General features: G+C 51.2%; 20 protein-coding genes. 16 read left to right on the forward strand and 4 right to left on the reverse strand.

What is annotated here, in order from left to right:
• From ACO6V1_RS08055 to ACO6V1_RS08110, 12 genes are all read left to right on the forward strand, one after another.
• Window positions 1-996 (forward strand): Dyp-type peroxidase (locus tag ACO6V1_RS08055; RefSeq protein ID WP_422466448.1); only part of this gene is annotated, 996 nt, incomplete at its 5' end.
• Window positions 997-1,524: 528 nt separating this feature from the next.
• Window positions 1,525-2,373: a hypothetical protein gene (locus tag ACO6V1_RS08060; RefSeq protein ID WP_422450876.1), complete on the forward strand. Its 849-nt coding sequence runs from the start codon at window positions 1,525-1,527 to the stop codon at window positions 2,371-2,373.
• Window positions 2,374-2,553: 180 nt separating this feature from the next.
• Window positions 2,554-3,783 (forward strand): hypothetical protein, encoded by a 1,230-nt coding sequence (locus tag ACO6V1_RS08065; RefSeq protein WP_422450874.1) that lies wholly within the window; start codon window positions 2,554-2,556, stop codon window positions 3,781-3,783.
• 680 nt (window positions 3,784-4,463) lie between these two features.
• Window positions 4,464-5,921 (forward strand): cytochrome-c oxidase, cbb3-type subunit I, encoded by a 1,458-nt coding sequence (ccoN, locus tag ACO6V1_RS08070; RefSeq protein ID WP_422466450.1) that lies wholly within the window; start codon window positions 4,464-4,466, stop codon window positions 5,919-5,921.
• A gap of 5 nt (window positions 5,922-5,926) precedes the next feature.
• Window positions 5,927-6,541: a cytochrome-c oxidase, cbb3-type subunit II gene (gene ccoO / locus ACO6V1_RS08075; protein WP_422466451.1), complete on the forward strand. Its 615-nt coding sequence runs from the start codon at window positions 5,927-5,929 to the stop codon at window positions 6,539-6,541.
• The gene (locus ACO6V1_RS08080) at window positions 6,541-6,759 is read left to right on the forward strand and encodes a cbb3-type cytochrome oxidase subunit 3 (protein WP_422466453.1); all 219 of its coding nucleotides are present in this window, start codon (window positions 6,541-6,543) and stop codon (window positions 6,757-6,759) included. The genes ccoO and ACO6V1_RS08080 overlap by 1 nt, the downstream gene beginning before the upstream one ends.
• 2 nt (window positions 6,760-6,761) lie before the next feature.
• A complete protein-coding gene (gene ccoP, locus ACO6V1_RS08085; RefSeq protein WP_422450870.1) occupies window positions 6,762-7,658 on the forward strand; it encodes a cytochrome-c oxidase, cbb3-type subunit III in 897 nt (298 codons plus the stop codon).
• A 157-nt stretch (window positions 7,659-7,815) separates the two neighbouring features.
• Window positions 7,816-9,219 (forward strand): cytochrome c oxidase accessory protein CcoG, encoded by a 1,404-nt coding sequence (ccoG, locus tag ACO6V1_RS08090; protein WP_422466455.1) that lies wholly within the window; start codon window positions 7,816-7,818, stop codon window positions 9,217-9,219.
• 3 nt (window positions 9,220-9,222) lie between these two features.
• Window positions 9,223-9,858 (forward strand): FixH family protein, encoded by a 636-nt coding sequence (locus ACO6V1_RS08095; RefSeq protein ID WP_422461157.1) that lies wholly within the window; start codon window positions 9,223-9,225, stop codon window positions 9,856-9,858.
• Window positions 9,858-12,434: a heavy metal translocating P-type ATPase gene (locus tag ACO6V1_RS08100; protein WP_422466457.1), complete on the forward strand. Its 2,577-nt coding sequence runs from the start codon at window positions 9,858-9,860 to the stop codon at window positions 12,432-12,434. Before ACO6V1_RS08095 ends, ACO6V1_RS08100 begins: the two co-directional genes overlap by 1 nt.
• A 2-nt stretch (window positions 12,435-12,436) precedes the next feature.
• Window positions 12,437-12,613, forward strand: a complete 177-nt coding sequence (ccoS, locus tag ACO6V1_RS08105; protein WP_422450863.1) for a cbb3-type cytochrome oxidase assembly protein CcoS — start codon at window positions 12,437-12,439, stop codon at window positions 12,611-12,613.
• A complete protein-coding gene (locus tag ACO6V1_RS08110; protein ID WP_422450862.1) occupies window positions 12,600-13,310 on the forward strand; it encodes a sulfite exporter TauE/SafE family protein in 711 nt (236 codons plus the stop codon). The genes ccoS and ACO6V1_RS08110 overlap by 14 nt, the downstream gene beginning before the upstream one ends.
• A gap of 50 nt (window positions 13,311-13,360) precedes the next feature.
• Here the strand turns inward: ACO6V1_RS08110 and ACO6V1_RS08115 are convergent, their stop codons facing one another.
• On the reverse strand, window positions 13,361-13,813 hold the full coding sequence (locus ACO6V1_RS08115; RefSeq protein WP_422450861.1) for a hypothetical protein: 453 nt from the start codon (window positions 13,811-13,813) through the stop codon (window positions 13,361-13,363).
• A gap of 430 nt (window positions 13,814-14,243) precedes the next feature.
• On the opposite strand from ACO6V1_RS08115, the gene hemN reads away from it, so the two are divergent.
• The 4 genes from hemN (at window position 14,244) to ACO6V1_RS08135 (ending at window position 18,216) form a co-directional block, all read left to right on the forward strand.
• Entirely contained in the window at window positions 14,244-15,638 is a 1,395-nt protein-coding gene (gene hemN / locus ACO6V1_RS08120) for an oxygen-independent coproporphyrinogen III oxidase (protein ID WP_422450860.1), read from the forward strand.
• 513 nt (window positions 15,639-16,151) lie between these two features.
• Window positions 16,152-16,904 carry a fumarate/nitrate reduction transcriptional regulator Fnr gene (gene fnr / locus ACO6V1_RS08125; RefSeq protein ID WP_422450859.1) on the forward strand — a complete coding sequence of 251 codons (753 nt, stop codon included), beginning with the start codon at window positions 16,152-16,154 and terminating at the stop codon, window positions 16,902-16,904.
• Between the two features lie 79 nt (window positions 16,905-16,983).
• Entirely contained in the window at window positions 16,984-17,541 is a 558-nt protein-coding gene (locus tag ACO6V1_RS08130; protein ID WP_422450858.1) for an adenine phosphoribosyltransferase, read from the forward strand.
• A gap of 135 nt (window positions 17,542-17,676) precedes the next feature.
• Entirely contained in the window at window positions 17,677-18,216 is a 540-nt protein-coding gene (locus tag ACO6V1_RS08135; protein WP_174783948.1) for a hypothetical protein, read from the forward strand.
• Window positions 18,217-18,261: 45 nt separating this feature from the next.
• Here the strand turns inward: ACO6V1_RS08135 and ACO6V1_RS08140 are convergent, their stop codons facing one another.
• From ACO6V1_RS08140 to ttcA, 3 genes are all read right to left on the reverse strand, one after another.
• Window positions 18,262-18,591 (reverse strand): TraR/DksA family transcriptional regulator, encoded by a 330-nt coding sequence (locus tag ACO6V1_RS08140; RefSeq protein ID WP_101748834.1) that lies wholly within the window; start codon window positions 18,589-18,591, stop codon window positions 18,262-18,264.
• A 374-nt stretch (window positions 18,592-18,965) separates the two neighbouring features.
• On the reverse strand, window positions 18,966-20,732 hold the full coding sequence (locus ACO6V1_RS08145) for an ankyrin repeat domain-containing protein (RefSeq protein WP_422450857.1): 1,767 nt from the start codon (window positions 20,730-20,732) through the stop codon (window positions 18,966-18,968).
• A 205-nt stretch (window positions 20,733-20,937) separates the two neighbouring features.
• Window positions 20,938-21,849, reverse strand: coding sequence for a tRNA 2-thiocytidine(32) synthetase TtcA (gene ttcA, locus ACO6V1_RS08150; RefSeq protein ID WP_422450856.1), 912 nt, complete (start codon window positions 21,847-21,849; stop codon window positions 20,938-20,940).
• Window positions 21,850-22,063 lie beyond the last annotated feature (214 nt).

Genomic DNA, 22,063 nt, shown 5'->3' on the forward strand with positions numbered 1-22,063 from the left:
TATAATGATCAGACCACCACAACCAGACACCGATTTTATTCGATACATAGACTTTCAAGGTTCAAGACCATGCCAACGCCTCAGTCCGGCATCACTCCGGATGCCAATACCAACGCTCAATTTCTGATACTGACGATCAAAGAAAACAACAGCGACAGCCTATCGCAAATCCGCCAGACGCTCTCCGGCATTCCAGAGCTTACTGAAACTCTGGCGAGGCAATACCCCGATGCCAGGCTCAGCGCAACCATCAGTATTGGCAGTGCTGCCTGGGACCGGCTTTATTCCGGCAGCAAACCCGGGGCTCTTCGCCCTTTTATGGCCATCAAAGACGCTGATCGGGAAGCGCCTGCAACTCCCGGCGACTTGCTGCTGCACATTCGCTCAGACCGAAAGGATATTAATTTTCTGCTGATGAGCCAAGTGCTTCGTCTGCTGGGCAATAACGTGCAGGTTCAGGAAGACATCAGTGGTTTCCGGTATCTGGACAGCCGTGATCTGACCGGATTTGTCGATGGCACAGAAAACCCTGAAGGTGAGCACCGTGCAGATGTCGCGCTTGTGGGGGAAGAGGATAGCCCGTTTGCAGGGGGCAGCTATATCCACACCCAGCGCTATGTTCACCATTTAAAAGAGTGGGAACAGTGTCCGCTGAAAGATCAGGAAACCATTATGGGGCGCACCAAGGAGGATAATATTGAGTTCAGTGCTGAACAGAAGGCTCCCATAGCCCATATCAAACGGGTCAACCTGAAAGACGAACACGGCAACAGTATGGAGATTCTCCGCCATAGTATGCCTTATGGTGACGCCAGGGAGTCAGGCCTGTTCTTTATTGCCTATGGCAAGACACCAAAACATTTTAATCTGATGCTGAAAGCGATGATTAAAGCCGATGCCCATGGTCACTATGATCATTTGATGAATTTTTCAACACCAGTCACTGGCTGTGCCTTCTTTGCGCCCTCTCGTGAATTTTTGGCATTGAATAATTGAGCGAAAATCAGTAACCACTGTCAGCACCTCTTCTGAGGTGCTTTCTGATGAATTTTTTCATACCCGTTACGCTTTCTAAATATGATAACGAACAAACCATTCCAGGCATCTGGGCAAGGCGGAATGAGGAGTAATAATCGAATGTTAAGCAGTTAACCCAATGAAATCCATTTAGAGTCAATCCATTGGTTAATCTTTAACGGATGGGAGTCGAACCCACTGGATTTCAACGAATGATTTCAGTTTATAAAACTTCCCACATTCTCAGGCTCGCCTGTCGCAATCAGGATTTAACCAAATTTATTGGACGGTAATTAAGCCTGAAATCCTGTGGAGCACGGGATACAGTGACAATATAACAGGTTTTATGAGTACTAATGTTCTACATAATTGCAGGTATCACATTGTTACCATAACTGACTTACTGGTTAGTGATTTATGCGAAAGAAAATCGTTAACTACTCAGGTTAAATAACCAGTCACGAATCGTTAGTCGCTTACAAGCATATTCATTTGGAGTTAAAAAAAATGATTTCACTCTCTTCTGACGTTAATTTCCAGCGATCAATGGCTGTTCCTGCAACGAAAGAGGCCTCTACTTCAACTGCAACGGTGGATGTTAAATTCGGGGATAAATTCTGGACTGTACATAAGGTTGTCGGTGAGGAAACGTTTAAAAATGCCAACGAGGCTATAAAGAAAGATTCTGCTTATTTTATTGAAAATTCCTCTTCTTCATCTATGAAATCCAAATATTGCTCACAAGTGGTAAGAGGAATTAATAATTCACAATACGCTCTTCCTTTAGTTCGGATTGATGGTAAAACCAAAACAACAGTGAAATTTGATCATCAATGTCAGATTATTGATCAGAAAAGCTTTGAACATCAATTACAGACCAGTCATCCGGCATTGATTAAACTGGCAAGAGAAGGTGTAGAGACTTTGGCCAGGCAATTCTCATTGCATAATCAGCCAATGGACATATCCCGGGTGTCGATATTACGGAATTACATTTCCAGAAAAGGTATATCTGGAGGTAGATGGCATCGTGACGGGGGGGATTATAGCCTCGTGATGTTGATGAATGATGATTCGGTTATTAAAAAGAATGCTCCGTATTACACAGGAGGAGGATTGCAAACAGCAAAAATTAAAACGGGTTCTATTTTTTCATTCTTTGCTGATGAGGGGACTGATGAAGAGCACGAATACCCACTTAACGGTGGTGGTTTTGCTTTCACAAACAATCAGGGTCATCTTGTTCATCGAGGTGCTGATTGTAAGTATGTTCCGGTTGAAACTGGAGAGCATCTGGCTACACCTCTGGAGAAAAGGTTACTGCTTGTCGTTATGTCTCATCCAAAGCCAAAGTGAGGAGTGCCACTCTCTCCAGACAGCTTAATGAAACTAATTCGGTAGTCAATGGTCTACGATAGTGTCCGGATTGCTGCAACGCAGGCAGATGGACACAAAGACCAACCGGTTTATACCCAAAACATTGCCAGTTTTGACAATAAACCATAACAACAAAACTCCTACGAAACAGGTGGTTACATGCACGTTGAATCTGCAAAAGTCCCATTACCCTTATCAACTCAATCAACCGAACAACCGGCCCCAGCAGCACAATCAGTCCCTCAGTTTACGGCTGACAGCTTCGACAATCAGCCGGGAGCCGAAATGCTGGCAACCCGATTGAACGCATTCAACGAGAATATATCGGTCATCCTGAATGCTAAAAAGTCTGAAACTGAAAAGACAGGTACTGAAAAGCCAGATACTGGAGGGCTTGACGCTAGCGATATTGCACTAATGTGCCAAAATTTCACCAGTGCTTTTAATCTGGATAATATCCTGGTTCAAGAGTCCACCCAGCTCAAAGCCATTCAAATCCTCCTGACCCTCACCAACTGCCATGATATTGATTCCCTCAAAGCGTTTGCTAACAGCAAACTGCATGAGAATCCTGACAATCAGGATGACTGCCAGAAGTTAAAGGATAGCGCCGACATGGACAACGATAATCCGATTACCCTGCCTCCGGGCTATGGCATGACATCGCAAAATTTCAGTTTTTTTCGGGATAAGTTAATGAATAGTTTTATTGACTCCCAATTCTCGGAAGCAAACTTTGAAACGAAAGAAATGGATCAACTGAAAGATGCACTAAGGATGGCCAAAATGCAGATCGCTGGCAATACCGGAATCGGTAACTTCAAAGAGTCAATAACTTTTGACCAATTCGACCGGGAACAAGTCAGCAAGCTAACTGGAAGCCTGATCTACCCACGGCAGAAGCTGTGTGCAGATAATTTGGCAAAAGAGATCATGGCGTTACAACAACAGCTGTTCGACTCCGACTCAGAGCTGATCGACATGCTGGGCAATAATGAAGACATCACTAAACTGCTGCAGGGTAATCAACCGTATCACCTGAAACAATTACTGGCCAGACAGGGTGCAGACAACCGCGCTACCCTGACCAATGATGCAGCCTTGCTGGTTTCATTTGTCGCAAGAAATTCAATATTTGCAGACAAATTTGCCAAACTTGGTATCAATCCGGAGAATCTTACACATTTAGCCAAAGCACACAGCATACTGAACCATGGCCAGGCTGACGAGCAGAAAGAACTCAGCAACGAGATTGCCGCTAAGGGCCTGAAAGGTAGTGATGATTTCACCAGAACGTTCTTCAAAAGCGAGACTGCCAATAAGTACAAGGCTGAGCCACCGTTTGCCAGAATTGCCTTATGGCTGGCGGAGTCCAATCAATCCGGTTGAACCAGGCGTTTACGGATCAGATAGACAAACTGACGTTTGGGTCAATCTGATCCATTAGCTTGGGAGGCTATCCGGAAAATTGCAGAACCCGGGGATATCTCACTGGGTGGAAGGTTCCGTTGCCAGCCCCCTGCCCCGTGACATATCCCTGACTGGCTGTCCGTCATCATCACCGGTTCCGGGCAATCCAGCCAGGTACCCGGCTCTTAAAAAAGCTGACAGAACACACCAGTAAAGACCGAAAAAGCATTAGCAGCCACTCTTATATTTCTGTATGATTGCCGCGGGATCGGCGGAGTATATGCTCCCGATAACCAGATGAGGACATAAGAAAGTCAGAACTGTCGGTACAGCAAAGCCTGTTTAGAAGGTTGGCAAGGGGAAAGCAGGGGTGCTTTTGATTTTCCAATGGAGTTGTGCACTCAAGTGCTCTGGCAACGGGGCCAGGGTAGTTAACTAAACAAGCACTATCATAAGGAAAAAACGCTAAAAAACAGCACACACATTCCGCTTTTTCCTGGAAAAAGTCTGCAACTCCCGGGGCGTAACCCCCTACCTTTGAACAGAAGCAACTGGCTCATTTTTTGACCGGATATTGATCCGTATCAATACAATCCCATTTCGGTTTACCCACAATAACCATCAAATCTTATAAGCATAACCCGAAGGTAACATGGAGCATGAGCACTGCAACGTTACAGCCGACCTATAACTACAAAGTAGTTCGGCAGTTTGCCATCATGGCCGTGGTCTGGGGAGTTGTTGGTATGGCGGTAGGCCTGCTGATTGCCTCTCAGATGGTCTTTCCCGAACTCAACCTGGGCTTACCCTGGACCAGCTTTGGACGCTTGCGGCCACTGCACACCAATGCGGTGATTTTTGCGTTTGGCGGCTGTGTCCTGTTTGCAACGTCCTATTACATCGTCCAGCGAACCTGTCAGGCGACACTGGCCATGCCGCGGCTGGCCGCTTTCACCTTTTGGGGATGGCAACTGGTGATTGTTGCGGCAGCCATTACTCTGCCCCTGGGTATTACCTCTTCCAAAGAGTACGCCGAACTGGAATGGCCCATTGATATTCTGATCGCCGTTGTCTGGGTCAGTTACGCGCTGGTCTTCTTTGGCACCATCATAAAGCGCAAGAGTAAGCACATCTATGTGGCTAACTGGTTCTTTGGTGCCTTCATTATTACGGTTGCCGTGCTCCATATCGTTAACAGTGCTTCGTTACCTGTTAGCCTGACCAAGTCCTACTCTGCCTATGCGGGTGCCATGGATGCCATGATCCAGTGGTGGTATGGCCACAATGCGGTAGGCTTTTTCCTGACCGCTGGTTTCCTGGGCATGATGTATTACTTCGTGCCCAAACAGGCGGAGCGTCCGGTTTACTCTTATCGTCTGTCCATCGTGCATTTCTGGGCGCTGGTTGCCATCTACATCTGGGCCGGCCCGCACCATCTGCACTACACCGCACTGCCGGACTGGGCCCAGAGCCTGGGCATGGTTATGTCACTGGTGCTGCTGGCACCGTCCTGGGGTGGCATGATCAATGGGGTCATGACCCTCTCCGGTGCCTGGCATAAGCTGCGGACCGATCCGATCCTGCGTTTTCTGGTGGTTTCCCTCTCTTTCTATGGCATGTCCACCTTCGAAGGCCCGATGATGGCCATCAAGACCGTTAACGCCCTGTCCCACTACACCGACTGGACCATTGGTCATGTGCATTCAGGTGCCCTGGGCTGGGTAGCCATGGTGTCATTCGGTTCGCTCTATCACCTGATTCCAAGGCTGTACGGCAAGGAACAGATGTACAGCGTTGGCCTGATCAATATGCACTTCTGGCTGGCCACCATCGGCACCGTTCTTTACATCGTTGCCATGTGGGTAAACGGTATCACCCAGGGCCTGATGTGGCGTGCAGTGAACGAAGACGGCACGTTAACCTACAGCTTTATTGAGTCCGTAGAAGCCAGCGGCGTCGGCTACATTGTCCGTGCTATTGGTGGTGCCTTCTTTGTTCTTGGCATGCTGACAATGGCTTATAACGTATACCGCACTGCCAGAGAGTCGGAGGAGCCCTCTTCCGATAAAGAGTCCCTCGAACTCAACCCGACCACTGCGCCGGTTGAAGGGAGATAATAATAATGGCGAGCAAACACGATATTGTTGAAAAGAACCTGGGCCTGATGGCGATACTGGTGGTCGTTGCCATCAGTTTTGGCTCCCTGGTGGAAATCGTCCCGCTGTTTTTCCAGAAAGAGACCACTCAGCCCGTGGAGGGCCTGAAGCCTTACACCGCCATGCAGCTGGAAGGCCGTGATATCTATATCCGTGAGGGCTGCGCAGGCTGCCACTCCCAGATGATTCGTCCGCTGCGTGCCGAGGTGGAGCGTTATGGCCACTACTCGGTGGCTGGCGAATCCGTTTATGACTACCCATTCCTCTGGGGTTCCAAGCGTACCGGTCCGGACCTTGCCCGGGTTGGCGGCCGTTACTCCGATGACTGGCACCGTGCCCACCTGATTAACCCACGTGACCTGGTGCCTCAGTCCATTATGCCCGCCTACCCATTCCTGGCAGAGAACACGCTGGATGGCAAGCTGACCCCAAGAAAGATGGAAACCCTGCGCACACTGGGTGTTCCCTACACCGATGAAGATATTGCCGGTGCTCGGGATGCTGTCAAAGGACAAACCGAGCTGGACGCCCTGGTGGCTTATCTCCAGGGACTGGGCACTGTTATTTCGGGTAAGCGCTGATGGATATCAATACGATTCGAGGACTGGCGACACTGGTCGCCCTGGTCGCATTTCTATCGGTGGTCTTCTGGGCCTACAGCAGCCGACGTAAAGGCGACTTTGATGAAGCCGCCGCCCTGCCATTTGCTGATGACCAGCAGGAGGGTGCTGAGAATACCGATGCCCCGGGCAGCCACCGGGAAACCCATAAGAACTCCCAGAAAAGAGGAGCAGTATAACGATGAGTAATTTCTGGCACTGGTGGATTGTTCTGCTGACCACCGCCTGCCTGGTACTGGTCACCTGGGTTCTGTTTGCAACTCGCAAGGGCCAGCGCAGGGATATGACCGATGAGACCACCGGTCACGCCTATGATGGCATTGAGGAGTATGATAACCCACTGCCGCAGTGGTGGTTTATCATGTTCATCGCCACCCTGGTATTCACTGTCGGCTATCTGATTCTCTACCCGGGTATGGGTAAGTGGACAGGCGTCCTTGGCTGGACTCAGGTGAATGAGCTGGAACAGGATCAACTCAAGCATGACCGCAAATATGCCCCTGAATTTGCCCGTTACGCCGCCACTCCGGTTGAACAGCTGATTAACAACCCCAGGGCTCTGAAAATGGGTGAGCGGGTCTATATCAACAACTGTGCCCTCTGTCACGGTATGGATGCCGGTGGCAACTTCGGTTTCCCGAATCTCACTGACAACGACTGGCTCTACGGTGGCACTCCGGACGCCATCAAGGCCACCATTGCCCACGGTCGTCAGGGACAAATGCCCGCCTGGGGTGCCGTGATCGGTGATACCGGCGTGAAGCAGGTTGCCAGCTATACCCGTGAACTGTCTGGTATTGACAGCGGTGCCAGCGAAGCGGACCTGGCCGCTGGCGAAAAGATCTTCAGTACGACGTGTGCCGTCTGTCATAACGCCGATGGTACCGGTAACCATGCCCTGGGCGCTCCGAACCTGACCAACAATATCTGGCTGTACGGATCAAGTCAGGCGCAAGTGGAATACACCATCCGCAAGGGACGAAACGGCGTTATGCCACCCTGGAACGATATTCTTGGTGAAGAGAAGGTTCATCTGGTGACGGCTTACGTTTACAGCCTGACCCACAAGGCTGAATGATTTGCTCAGGCGCAGGGACAAAAAACTATGAACCACAAAGGAACAAAGACACAAAGGGCGCTTTTTTTGCTAAGCCCAGCTCAGGCAAGCCTGAAAAAACCTTGTGCCTTTGTGCCTTTGTGGTTCCAATAAAACCTTAACGGTATATTTGGGCTCTATGAACACAGACAATGCCAACCAGGAACCGGAACTGATCGACTTGTATCAGAAGCCTGACAAGATTTACACCAGAAGCTTTTCGGGCCACTTCCGAACGCTTCGTCTGGCTGGCGGTACATTTCTCTTCTTGCTTTTTTTTGGCACCTGCTGGATCAATCTGAATGGCCGTCAGGCCGTGCTCTTTGACCTGCCTGCCCGGCAGTTTCATATTTTTGGCACCACCTACTGGCCCCAGGACTTTATCCTGCTGTCCTGGCTACTGATTATCTGCGCCTTTGGCCTGTTTGCACTGACGGTGTTTGCCGGACGAATCTGGTGCGGCTACACCTGCCCCCAGAGCGTCTTCACCTGGGTATTTATGTGGGCAGAACGCATCACGGAAGGTGAGCGCAACCGCAGGATGAAGATGGACAAAGAGCCCATGTCCGGCGGGAAATTTCTGCGCAAGAGTGCCAAACACTTACTCTGGGTGAGTATCGCTTTTGCTACGGCGCTCACCTTTGTCGGTTACTTCATTCCCATCCGGCAACTGGTGTTGGACATCGCCGCCTTCGATGTTGCCCCCTGGGGTATTTTCTGGCTCGGCTTCTTCACCCTGGCAACCTATGGCAATGCGGGTTACCTGCGGGAGCAGGTTTGTATTCACATGTGCCCGTACGCCCGTTTCCAGAGCGTCATGTTCGATAACGATACCCTGGTGGTAGCTTACGACAAGCATCGCGGTGAGCAGCGTGGCCCACGCAAGAAAAGCGCTGATCACAAAACCATGGGGCTGGGGGACTGTGTGGACTGCAGTGTCTGCGTACAAGTCTGCCCTACGGGTATCGACATCCGTGATGGGCTGCAATATCAGTGTATAGGCTGTGCCGCCTGTATCGATGCCTGCGACACCATCATGGACAAAATGGGCTACGACAAAGGCCTGATTCGCTACACCACCGATAACGAACTTGCCGGCCAGAAGACCCACTGGCTTCGTCCCCGCCTGATCGGGTATAGTTCAGCACTGTTCATTATGATCTGCCTGTTTATGTTCAGCCTTGGCCATCGAATTCCGCTGGAGCTGGAAGTACTCAGGGATAGAAATGTCCTTTTCCGGGTCATAAATGATGACCAGGTAGAAAATATCTACACACTGAAAGTCGCTAACAAAGACCAGCAACCTCATCTCATCAAAATACAGGTGGCTGGTATCGAGAATCTGAAAATAGCGGGCAGAACCGCCATTGTGGCAGAGCCGGGCAGTGTGCAGCAGGAAATCATCAGGGTTATCGCGCCGTTAATTGATGGAGCCCCCAGCACCCGGCCGATTCGCTTCAGCATCAGTTCCAGCCAGCCCGGACTGGAAGCAATTACCGCTGAAAGCCGATTTATGGTGCCCGGACCAGAGAGGAAGCCCTGAAGCATGACGCAATCAGCAACCAGCAGAGATAACCCGGCAGGAGGCCAGCCTGCCACCAACAGGGAACCTTTTACCCCCTGGTACCGGGAACCCTGGGCCTGGTACATCGTGGTTATTTTGCTGGTCACCTTTGCCTGGGGCGGCTTTCAGGTCTACACCGCCTTTACCCATCAGGACAGCGTGGTGATTGATGACTATTACAAAAACGGCAAAACCATCAACCAGGACATGACCCGGATTGAAAATGCCCGAAGCCTGGCCGTTGCCGGTACACTGACCATTGATGAATTGATCGGCGAAGTCCGGGTGACGATGCAGGGAAATCCGGAGGTGTGGCCCGGGCAGCTAAAACTCAGCTTTCTTTCTCCGGTATTTAAAGACAAAGACAGAACCATTGTGCTGAACCGCTCCTTTGGCATCAGCGCCAAATCAGCCGCAGATTCTAACCCGGCACAACCCGGGCAAAACCCAATGTATGTTGGCCAGCTGGACGCCCTGGTTACCGGTCGTTACTACCTGCAACTGGAAACCCTGGATGAGCTGATTCCGGAAGTGGGCTATGAGACCGGCTGGAAGATCACCCTGGAGGCCGTCGTCTCACCGGGAACCCCAACTACCCTGAAAAACCCGGATGCCTGATGACCGATACCCGTTGCTTTCATTGCACACTGCCGGTCAGCCAGCCGGTGGTATTTTTTGCAGACGTTGAAGGCACACTGCAGCCCATGTGTTGCCCGGGCTGCAAGGCAGTGACCGAGGCCATCGTGGCCGGCGGTCTGGAGAATTATTACCGGCACCGTACCGAAAGCGCCAACCAGGTCACTGACCTGAATCAGCGACTTCAGGAAGAACTGCAGATCTATGACCGTGCAGAGGTGCAAAAGGATTTTGTCAGACCCGCAGGCCCGGCTTCCCAAAGCCAGGATAACCACCTCACTGCCAGTCTGTTGATAGACGGCATCACCTGCGCCGCCTGTATCTGGTTATTGGAAAACCATCTGGAATCATTGACGGGTGTTTCCCGGGCCAGTGTCAACCTCAGCACCCATGAGGCACAGATCACCTGGGATAACAGCGAAATCCCCTTAAGTACCATTCTGCTGGAAATTCACAAAATCGGTTACAAGGCGTTCCCCTGGCGTGCCGACCAGCAGGAAGCCCTGCTGAAAAACGAAAACCGCACCTTTATACGACGGCTTGCCATTGCCGGTATTGGTGCCATGCAGGTGATGATGTATGCCATCGCCCTCTATTCCGGTGCCATCAGTGACGATATGCCGGACATTTACCGGGACCTGATCCGGATCTTCAGCGCCGTGATTGCCACGCCTGTGGTGTTGTACTCTGCTGCGCCCTTCTTCAAGGCGGCCTGGCGGGATATCAAAATACGGCATCTCGGCATGGATGTTCCGGTATCCATTGCCATTGGTGGCGCTTATCTGGCCAGCCTGTGGGCAACCTTCTCCGTTTATTTCCTTGCTGATGGCTCTATTTATTCCATCGCTGAAGGCTCTATTTATTCCACCGCTGAGGGCTCTGGCGAAGTCTACTACGACTCCGTTTCCATGTTTACCTTCTTCCTGCTGACCGGTCGCTACCTTGAGCTTCGTGCCCGCCATGCAACCGCCAGGGCTGCACGGGCGCTGACCAATCTGCTGCCGCCCAGCTGCCTGAAAGAAGTCAACGGTCACTATCAGCGCGTCCCGGTGGCCGATCTGCAACCAGACGACAAGGTTAGAATTCTTCCCGGCGATGCCATTCCCGCAGATGGCATTCTGATCAGTGGCTCCACCAGCGTGAATGAAGCCATGTTGACCGGAGAGTACCTGCCCATCGAAAAGCAGCGTGGTGACACACTGCTGTGCAGCAGTATCAATGTGGACCATCCCATTGAGCTTAAGGTAAGCAAAGTAGGCGAAGAGACCCGGGTAGCCGGCATTATCCAGCTGCTGCAACGGGCACAGCAGGATAAGCCCGCCATCGCGAAAATTGCCGATAAGGTGGCCGGCTGGTTTGTTGCCTGTGTTTTGCTGGTGGCCATTTGTGTGTACTGGGGCTGGTCCGGCATTGCGCCACAAGACGCGTTCTGGATTACCCTGTCGGTTCTGGTGGTGACCTGCCCATGCGCCCTGTCCCTGGCCACCCCTGCCGCCCTGACTGCGGCTACCGGCTATCTGCACCGCCTTGGCCTGCTGGTGACCCGTGGTCATGTTCTGGAAGGCCTGAAAACCATCGACCATGTGATCTTTGATAAAACCGGCACCTTAACCAAAGGGGAACTGTCGTTAAGCCAGGTGGTTTCTCTTGATAACGGCAACAGTTCAAAAGAAGCGTTGCTTCAGCGGGCAGCAGCCCTGGAAGCACACTCTGAACACCCTATCGCCAGAGCCTTTTTCTACACCGTTGAGTCACTGCATGAGCAGGCTCACGAGGTGAAAAACCATCTTGGCCAGGGGATAGAAGGCACCATTGGCAACCGCCTTTACCGCATCGGACGACCCGACTTTGCCTGTCCATCCGGCCATGTGGCAACGCCAGAACAGGATGGACAGTGGTTGCTGATGTCAGAAAGTACTGACCAGAAACTCTGGCAACCGCTCTGCTGGTTCAGGATTACCGACAGCCTGCGCCCTGAGGCCGCCCACACAATCCAACGGCTGCAACAGATGGGCAAAACCGTAACCCTGCTCAGTGGTGATGCCGAGCCGGTGGTGGCGGCAACCGCTGAATCCCTGGGTATACGGCAATGGAAGTCTGAAAGCAGCCCGGATGACAAGCTGCGCTATATCCAGACGCTGCAGAGTCAGGGCCACAAAGTCTTGATGGTTGGTGATGGCATCAATGATGTTCCTGTTCTGGCGGGGGCGGATATCTCCATGGCCATGGGCAACGCCTCAGACCTGGCGCGCACCAGTGCAGATGCAGTATTGATTTCCGGCAACCTTGAGCGACTGGCCGATGCCTTTAACCTGACCATAAGAACCCGGAAAATTATCCGGCAAAACCTGGCATGGTCCCTTGGCTACAACCTTGCCGCCCTGCCCCTGGCCGCAGCAGGCATGATTGCCCCATGGATGGCCGCTACCGGCATGGCGCTCAGCTCACTGATCGTGGTGGCCAACGCCCTGCGACTGAACCGCCCGGGAAAACTGCCCAAAGCACCGACCGAGTCAGAAGAAGTTTACGCCCACCTTGAACCCAGAGGAGCTGCCTGACCATGGAAAGCCTGATTATTCTGATCCCTCTGGCCCTGATCCTGATCGCTGTAGCGATCAAACTCTTTTTCTGGGCAGTAGACGACGGTCAGTTTGACGACCTTGAAGGGCCAGCCCACAGCATTCTTTTTGATGAGCCTCAACAGATACCAAAAGCTGATTCACATGACCATAAATGAAGTCCCCACCTTACTTTCCGCATTAACCCTGGGCATACTGGGCAGCGCCCACTGTATCGGCATGTGTGGCGGCATTACTTCCGCCCTCAGCCTCTCCCTGGCAGGCAAGTCCCGTGCACAGATCTTCTGGCTGATGCTGACCTATCATCTCGGACGAATTACCAGCTACGCCATCGCTGGTCTCCTTCTGGCCAGCATTGGCTGGTACCTGGGCGGTATCAGCCCGGAAGTAAAGATGGGACTGCGCTATTTTGCGGCCATTATGCTGATCGCCATGGGGCTTTATCTGACCGGTTGGTGGCGTGGTCTGACACATCTGGAAAAGATCGGACATAAGCTCTGGCAACATATCCAGCCCAAGGCCAAAGCACTGCTGCCCATCAAAAACTTTCCCAATGCCCTCGCCATTGGCATGCTCTGGGGGTGGTTACCCTGCGGCCTGGTCTACAGCACCCTGGCCTGGAGCGCCACTCAGGGAAAACCGGTACAGGGTGCGCTGTTAATGGCCTCATTTGGTATAGGCACCATACCCTCAGTGTTCCTGCTTGGTGCGTTCTCAAGACAGCTCAGCGGCATTATCCAAGCCAGTATCACCCGCAACCTGGCGGGGTTGCTGATTATCCTTTTTGGCTTGTGGTCTATGCCCGGCGCACACCAGAGGTGGTTGATGTCCATGCTGCACCATCACCATATGTGATAAAAGGAAAAAAAAAGTTCTGCCTCCTAGGAGGCTCTTAAAGTTTTGAATCAGAAATCAAACCAAAAGACGAGGCGCTCCGCTTTTTGCTTCTGCAACTCAGCCAACTCCAAAAAATACTTTTCCCCCAACGATTCCCTGATCGTAAGCTTGACAAACTCTTCGGGAACATCAACGCCCCTTTCTCTTAAAGGCTTGTTGTAGTCGTAAGAAACCAATTCATCAACAGACAGCCAGGAGTGGCCAGATCCACCCGTTCCCCATTCATCAGACTTGGCCTTGATGGAAAGACTGACATCTCCGGGCAGCCCCCGAGCCTCCTCAATAATGGGATACGGAGTAACATGCCAGGAGCCCCAGTCATAATCGCTTCTGACAAAACCCTCGGAAAAAAATGAAAAGACATGACGATTGCGATCTGAAAAAGGTTCGTAACCCGGGATTTCTTCCCATTGCCCGACACTATTTCTGAATTCAGCATACATATGTATGTCTGCACCCATAATTACTCCTCCTGTCTGATCAGTGACCAGGACATATTTGTGAATTTTTATGATCTAGCAGCAAAAATAGCACATTCAATGAACCCACCAATCACTATCAATCAGACCCTTTTCAGCACAACCCTGCCAGCCAAAGCATTATTTGCTCGATTAATAACCAGATGGCAGATACAATAGCCAACCTCAACAACTTCACGCCACGTTGGACACAATCCTCATCACATGCCCTAAAGACGAACCACTAAGGCATGCCAGTTCGGTTCATACCTATTGACACCGATCAAAGAACAACCTTGAAAATCTTTCTAAACTAGCCAAAAACATCATGACGTAATACCGACTGTTTTTGCCTTACCCTTTCCGGCACAAAAAGACCGACCAGAAGGCGAACACACTGACTAATAAGACATGAAGATTACCGAGAGCAATAATGAATACCGCACCAGTTTGGGATAAAGACCTGATTCACCGATACAACCACTCAGGCCCGCGTTATACCTCCTATCCCACGGCGGTGCAGTTTGATGGCAGCTTTGATATTGAGAAATATCATCACAATGCCCACTCCAGTGCCAGGGCCATCAATCCCCTGTCACTCTACTTTCATATCCCGTTCTGCTCCCATGTCTGTTATTACTGCGCCTGTAATAAAATTGTCACCAAACACCGTGGGCGCGCCAATAGTTATCTGGAATACCTGTTTCGTGAAATAGAGATGCAGGCAGCACTCTACAGTCAGGAACAGCGGGTCGAGCAACTGCACTTTGGCGGCGGCACACCGACCTTTCTGAGCAGAGATCAGATGAGGGATCTGATGGGCCATATCCGTCAGCACTTCCAACTGACCCAAAGCGATACCGCAGACTACTCCATTGAACTGGATCCCAGGGAAGTAGACTGGCCCATGATGGGCACCCTGAGGGACCTTGGCTTCAACCGAATCAGCATGGGCGTTCAGGACCTGAACCCCAAAGTTCAGCAAGCCGTTAACCGGGTTCAACCTGAAAGCATGATTCAATCCATTCTTGATGCTTCCAGGGTCATGGCATTCCGCTCGGTACACATGGACCTGATTTACGGCCTGCCTTTCCAGACCACCAACAGTTTTATGGAAACCATCGATCGTGTGGCTGATATGGCCCCGGACAGGCTATCCCTGTTTAACTACGCCCACCTGCCCCACCGCTTCAAACCACAGCGCCGAATTAATGAGCAGGATCTGCCTGCGCCGGAAGTGAAGCTGGACATTCTGCATCAGGCCACGGAAAAACTGCTGGATCAGGGCTACATCTACATCGGTATGGATCACTTTGCCCTGCCAGACGATGAACTGGCCATTGCCCGGGAAGAAGGCACGCTGCACCGGAATTTCCAGGGTTATACCACCCATGGTCATTGCGACCTGATCGGCATGGGCGTGTCTGCCATCAGCCAGGTAGGCGACACTTATATCCAGAACAGCACCGATGAAGCCCGGTACTGTGCAATGATCAATGAACAGCAGTTGCCAGTGGTTCGCGGCCTGAAGATGACCGCTGATGACAAAGTCCGCCAGGCAGTGATTACCCAGCTGATCTGCCACTTCAAACTGAACTTCAGCGATATTGAACAGCGGTTTGATATTCAATTCAGGGATTACTTCCGGGATGAGCTGGCAAGGCTGGAGCCGATGAGGGCAGACGGCCTGATCAGTCTCAATAGCGATGGCTTGCTGGAAGTACTGCCAAAGGGAACACTGCTGATCCGTAACATCTGTATGCAGTTCGACCACTATCTCCATCAACCGGAGATGAAAGAGAAGACGCTCTTCTCAAAGGTTATCTGAGTAACACTCCGGAGCAATCACCAGGCTCCGGAGCCCCTCTCCCGCCAGTACCGACAACGACTGATCATCCCGCACAGAACCGAAACCTCTCTGCAGCTCACCGGTTTATCAGAAAAAAACTGAAACTGACGACGACTTGCCACCACTATCACATTGATTTACTTGAAACATAAGTGCAAAATCTGCCATGTCCGTTAAATACCACGAACGAAAATTTAATCCTGTGACATAAGACAATGTCAGATTGATTTTCAGGGATAAAGACACACAACCACCAGGAGCCATGACCATACCATGATCAGGGTCAGCCCTGAGCTTGATAGATGACACGGCAGATGAGAGCTCACCGGAACCACCGCAGTTTATGACGCATTGCTGAAGCAGCACCAAACCCCTACCCTGGGTCTGCCCGGTTGCGTACATACCTGATTTACACTCCGGTAACACTTTTCATACACTTGGTTTTCCATAAACAGTGTCGAATTTCGCCAAATACGACTTTGAGGCCTCTCAATGACGTCAAAGCCCAACGTCCGACAGCCGAGCCATGTGGCCTGCAGAGACTGCAGCCTCAGCTCACTGTGCCTGCCACTGGCACTGAGCATTAAGGATATCGATCAGCTGGATCACATTATCAAGCGTGGGCGTCCTTTGAAAAAAGGCGAACACCTGTTTCTGGAAGGTGACCCCTTTACCAGTGTCTTTGCTGTTCGCTCAGGGGCTCTCAAAACCTACACAGCGACCAATGAAGGTGAGGAACAAATCACCGGATTTTACCTGCCCAGCGAAATTCTTGGCCTGAGCGGTATGGATACGGATACCTATCCGGTGTCGGCCCAGGCGATGGAAACCACCATGATCTGCGAGATTCCTTTTGAGCAACTGGAAACCCTTTCCGATCAATTCCCGGAATTGCGCCGACATCTGATGCGCCTGATGAGCAAGCGTATCCGTGAAGACCAGCAAATGATGATGCTGCTGTCCAAGAAAAACGCCGATGAACGTATTGCCACCTTCCTGATTAACCTGGCCAGCCGTTTTCGTCGCCGGGGTTTTTCTTCCCAGTCGTTCCGTCTGTCCATGTCGAGAAATGAGATGGGGAACTACCTGGGTCTGGCGGTAGAAACGGTTAGTCGTGTATTTACCCGATTCCAGAAAAACGGCCTGATCTCCGCCGTGGGCAAGGAAATCGAAATTCGCAACTCGGTTGAACTCTGTGCCCTGGCCGGGGGAAAAACACTGGAACCGATTGCTACCAACGCCTGACTTTATCCTCTAAAGAAGCTACCCTTTGAGGTGGCTTCTTCCTTTTTATCCATTGACTGACAGCGGCATGCTCCCTCCCATGCATACAAACGAATGTTCATCCGTTCAGGAATATCTGCGAACGCAAATCAGAACCATCGCGGACTGGCCCCATGAAGGCATCCTGTTTCGGGATATCACCACACTGTTTGAAAACCCGGAAGCCTGGCGTAAGGCCGTGGATGTCATGGTTCAGCGTTATGAGAACCAGACTTTTGATCGCATTGGCGCGCTTGATGCCCGCGGTTTCCTGCTTGGCTCGACACTGTCCTATATCATGAACAAGCCGCTGGCACTGTTTCGCAAGAAAGGCAAACTGCCAGGCAAAACCCTCAGTGTCGAGTATGACCTTGAATATGGCAAAGCCGTACTGGAAATGCATGAAGACACCATTAAGGCCGGTGAAAAAATTCTGTTAGTGGATGACCTTATCGCCACCGGAGGCACACTGCTGGCTGGGGATCAGTTGATTCGACAAGCAGGAGCCAGCACACTGGAAGCTGCAGCTATCATCAATCTGCCAGACCTCAAGGGCGCTGACAGACTCAATGCGGCGGGCATTCCAACCTATGCCCTGTGCAATTTTGCCGGTGAGTAAAACCACCCTCAGTTCAGAATTTCAGGGATGATACGATATGTCTCTTAGATCCAGGGTTAATGTCTGGATCTGAGAGCCCCTCCCGCAGTTACAGGACGCACAGACCGGGATCTACCCGGGAAAAGGACTTTGCAAATGGGAATATGCGCCAAGGAACTAAGGCACTATGTTGTTCGCCCCGCACTCAAGCATCTGGGTATGTGGAGCCCTACTGCTGAGAACCTGCTGCTTGGTACCGCAGCCAGAGAGTCCGGGCTTGGTTTTCATCTGAAACAGGCCAATCACCAGGCACTCGGTATCTATCAGATTTCTCCTCGCATGCACCGCAATATCTGGGACCTGTTTCTGGCACCAAACGCTGACTTATCCAGCAAAGTTCGGGGACTGGCCAGCCAGCGGGAGTTTCTTTCCCACCCCCATCATGAACTGGCGACCAACCTGGTTTACGCCACCGCCATTGCCTGGCTTATCTATCACCGCTGCGGTATTCAGATCGAAGATATTGATAAAGAAGACATCACTGCCATGGCCAGATTATGGCAAAAGCACTTCCACAGCAGAAACCCCGGAACACTCCAGAGCTTCTGCGAAAGCTATCAAAAGATGATTATTGAATCAGGCTGCTCCACAGAGGAGTCAACGTACTTTAACCAGGCTGCAGCCAAACCGGCATAACAGGATTCAGCCTGCCTGCTCCCTTATCGCCTTGATGATGCTCCCCTACAACCCCTTGGCCTCAGCACATTGAACACAAAGGTCAGCATAAGGCATAACCTCAAGGCGCTGAACCGGAATTTCCTTACCGCAGGACAGGCAGAAACCGTAATCGCCCTCATTTATACGATCAAGGGCGCGGTTAATTTTACCCAGTTCAATCACCGCCTCGTTACCCAGTGCATCAATAACCTCATCATTCTCCCGTTCCTGCGCCTGCTCAGACCAGTCTGCACTGTTTTTTCGGGAAGCATCCTTTTTAATTTTACCCAGACGCGTATTCAGCTCATCCCTGCGAGCCATCAACCATTTCTGCCACTTATCATGATCTGTCATTTTGCTACCCCTGCACAAAAATACTGTAGAATCCTGCTGTTTATTCTATAAAGAATGGTTGTGTCAAAAGGTCACTCTTTACCATAAAACAACGCCGAAGAACCTTATCCCCACTCACAAAAACGGATAAGGTAATTACCAACCTGCGGCGTACTGATTCTTTCCAAAATCATGAATTCAAATAGTAGATCATTGATACCGTAAACGTAATATTCAGTTTCAATCCGGAAAAACATTTTCCCACCTGGTACATCAATTCAATGAGTTTGATGTGAACAATCTCCGTTCAGCCTGAAGCGGAGTCCAGGAGGCTGACAAAGTCCCTCCTCTTGATCTCGTAACCATTAACAGGCTGAGTGGTCGATAACCAGGCATTACATCACATAAGGCAGTCGTTTCAGCCTGTCGATGCAGGATGTGTGATTGAGCTGTCTGGCAAGTACCAGGGGAGTCCTGCCATGTCTGTTTCTCACCCGATGATCTGCGCCGGCATTCAACAGCATCCTGACAACTTTCAGGTTGCCATTGAATGCCGCCATATGCAGAACGGTATTGCCGTCTTGATCGGGAATATTCAGATCCGCCTTCGCCCGAATCAGCAGGCTGAGGGAAGCATCAAATGAGAAATGAATAAAGGACATATCAACGGCATAGTGCATGGCAGTACGGCCGGAATTATCTTTAACATCAAGCTGAGCACCTACCTGGATCAGGGCTTTCAGGCTATTGCAACGGTGTTTAAGCACAGCCAGATGCAGTGCGGTCTTACCCTCTGCGTTGGTCATGTCAAGGTCGGCATCGGAGCGAATAAACATGCGCAGGCACACATAACTGCCGTAGGTGACGGCGTCGTGTAACACCGTGTTGCCAGCCGAGTCCCTTGCCGAAAAATCCACGTTAGCCTCAACAATGACCCTGACGCACCCAAGATGGTTGCATCTGGTGGCTATGTGCAGTGCTGTCATAACGCTATTGCCGTTGGTAAAGGCCTGGATATTGGCCCCCCTTCGGATCAGGGTTTGCACGCTTTCAAGGTGCCCATGATAAGCAGCAAGGTGCAGGGCATTCCAGCCACAATTGACAAACGCCTCAACGTTGGCGTTGTTATCAATCAGGATTTCCAGACACTCACTATGGTTTCGCATGGCAGCGTAGTGTATCGCCGCTCTGCCAACGGGGGTCACTGCGTCAAGGTTCGCACCTTTATCGGCAAGTAATCGCAGGCAGTGGCCATGACCACCGGTGGCCGCATGGTGAACTGCCACCCGGCCATGCCGGCTGGCTATGGTCATGTTACACCCATTGCTGATGAGAATATCCATTACCGCCCTGTGGCCGGCCTTGGTCGCCAGAATCAGGGGGGTCCTGCCACGGCTGTCCACGGTATCAATAATGCCCGGGTTCCGGGCCAGTATCCTGACACACTCACAACGGCCTTCCAGGGCAGCAATATGCAGTGCTGTTCGGTCATGACTGTCCCTGGTGGCAGGGTTTGCCCCTCCCAGAATCAATGCTTCGGCAAACTGACCGTCTTCCTGCCTGGCTGCCAGATGAAGGGCGGTATGACCATCCCGGTTAGTCAGATTGAGACCCGCACCGGACTGAATCAGAAAATTAACCACATCAAGGTGGCCATTGACCAGGGCAACGTGCAGTGGGGTCATGCCGTTATTGATGGCCGGGACATCCAGCGAAGCCCCCGCTGCCACCAAAGCCCTGACGCAACCCATTTGCCCATTGCTGGCGGCCATGTACAGCAGACGGACATGATGACCTGTATCACCGGTACGAAACAGGGCAAAGACAACACTCGGGTCGAGGGTCAGCAACTGCTGAAGCTGTGCCAGGTTTCCGGAGCGACAGCAACTCAGGGGCATTGACTCGCTGTAAGCTGAGTACTCATAGAGCTTCGCCCCACCCTCTCGCATCAGTGGCAGGGCCCAATTAAGACAGACCGGGCAAGTTCGTCTGGACAACTGTCGGCTGTTAAGCCAGGGGGTCACACATTGCTCGTGATAGCGATGGCGACAAGGGGTAACCACTACCCTGCTGTGTCCAAACAATCCAACCAGACAAATCGGACAGACATCGTTTAATGGTTGCCCTGTCGGGTTGGAAACCGGAGAAATTGAATTTTCCATCAGTATTCAGGTCACCGTGTACCCGGTTGAATTCATGGACAACCGGTGATTTCATAAACACTATTGACAGAAAAATTGTGGACTGGTTCCTGAAAGGCAGCACAGAAGCTGACCTGCCTGCTATTGGCGCACCTTGGCAATCTGATCTGAATTGAACGTTCGCATAGCCTGGCTGCACAGCCTCTCAGCTTGAGAGGCCGGGAAATTAAATAGTAATAATTTTTACCATGTCAATATCGGTATCGATTGGATCAGGAATATTCCCGGAAAAGATCGTTTGATTGTCCTCATGCTCATAGGACTTGCGCTCGCCAGAACGATCCATTTTAAGATCCTTGAAATTGAACAGCTCAGTATCAGCCATCTGGGATGGCGCTATATTTTGCATAGCCGTAAAAATTGACTCGATCCTGCTCGGATTCTTTTTTTCCCACTCAGCCAGCATGGCTTTGATATTCTGACGCTGCAGGTTCTTTTGTGAGCCACACAGGTTGCATGGAATAATCGGGAACGCCATTTGCTCAGCAAACCGTTTGATATCCTTCTCGCGGCAATAAGCCAAAGGGCGAATCACCACGTTCCGTCCATCGTCTGATAGTAACTTGGGTGGCATGGCGGCCAGCCGGGAGCCATAGAACATATTAAGAAACATGGTCTCTACGATGTCGTCCTTATGGTGGCCAAGGGCAATTTTGGTTGCGCCGATATCTTCGGCAAAGGCGTACAAAGTGCCACGGCGCAAGCGCGAGCATAAACCACAGGTGGTTTTACCCTCCGGTATCTTCGACTTAACCACCGAATAGGTATCCCTGTTAATAATATGATAAGGAACATTCAGGCCATCCAGGTATTCCGGCAGGATATGCTCAGGAAAGCCCGGTTGTTTCTGATCCAGATTCACCGCCACTAAATCAAAGGTTATCGGTGCACTTTTCTGGAGACTCTGCAAAATATGAAGCATCGTGTAGCTATCAGCGCCACCCGATAAACAGACCATCACTTTGTCGCCATCCTCGATCATATTGAACTCTTCAATAGCCTGACCTGCGTGGCGGCGCAACCTTTTTTGCAGCTTGTTAAATTCTGTCTTTGCAGTTCCGGAAAGAGAAGTCGTCATATTATCCTGAGGGAGTCTAAGGAAAAATTTGATTATAACTATCTGTCAATCTTTCACCAATCAGACCGATTGCTATCCCGTTACGGACTTTCACTACAGGGGATTCTGAAACCAGCTCAAATGGAATAAGTTATGGGATATCCCCGCCCCGGAAAGGTATCCACCGAGCCATTCAAGACCCACAACTTAAAACGGCTCAACGCCAGCAGCCACT

Origin of the sequence: Endozoicomonas sp. ALC013 (genome assembly GCF_049310205.1) — a bacterium.
GTDB lineage: Bacteria > Pseudomonadota > Gammaproteobacteria > Pseudomonadales > Endozoicomonadaceae > Endozoicomonas.